The organism is Streptomyces roseolilacinus (genome assembly GCF_014649335.1).
GTDB lineage: Bacteria > Actinomycetota > Actinomycetes > Streptomycetales > Streptomycetaceae > Streptomyces > Streptomyces roseolilacinus.
In genome coordinates this window covers 1-772 of record NZ_BMSV01000038.1, presented here as the reverse complement: position 1 = coordinate 772, position 772 = coordinate 1, and the positions used below count along the sequence as shown (strand labels likewise).

The 772-nt window shown below is 70.9% G+C and carries 1 pseudogene; it reads right to left on the bottom strand.

Annotated features, from left to right (window positions below):
* A pseudogene (locus tag IE106_RS29980) lies at positions 1–772 on the bottom strand (IS5 family transposase); the annotation flags it as partial.

Here is a 772-nt window from a genome sequence, read left to right as displayed (position 1 = left end):
TTGGTAGTGGGTGGCTCGTTTGTCGTAGCGGGTGGCCAGGGCCCGGTTCTGCTTGAGGCGGTTGAAGCAGCGCTCGATGACGTTGCGTCGCCGGTAGGCGGCCCGGTCGAGGCGGCAGAGGCTCTCGCCTCGCCGGATGCGTCCGTTGATCTGGTCGATCCGCTCCGGGATGGTCGCGGCGATGCCGCGTCTGCGGAGGTAGGCGCGGATCTTGCGGGCCGAGTAGCCCTTGTCCGCGACGACGCGGTCGGGCCGGGTCCGGGGCCTGCCCGGGCCCGGCCGGGCGATCCTGACCTTGGTCATGACGGGTTCGAACTGCGTGCAGTCGTTCACGTTCCCGCCGGTCAGGGTGAAGGCGAGCGGTCGGCCCCGGCCGTCGCAGGCGAGGTGGATCTTGCTGGTCAGCCCGCCGCGGGAGCGGCCGAGCGCTTCGTCTTCCCAGGCCCCCCTTTTCGCGCCCCGGCCGCGTGCTGATGGGCCCGGACCGTGGTGGAGTCGACGCAGACGATCGTCCAGTCGACCTGCCCGACAGCGTCGGAGTGCTGCTGGACATGGGCTAGGAGGCGGTCCCAGGTGCCGTCGGCGGACCAGTGCCGGAAGCGGTCGTAGACCGTCTTCCACGGCCCGTAACGCTCCGGCAGGTCACGCCAGGCAGCCCCGGTGGACAGCTTCCACAAGATCCCGTTGACGACCTGGCGCCGATCCCGCACGGGCCGGCCCATCCGGCCCGGCGCCAGCAACGGAGCGATCAACGCCCACGACTCATCCGTCA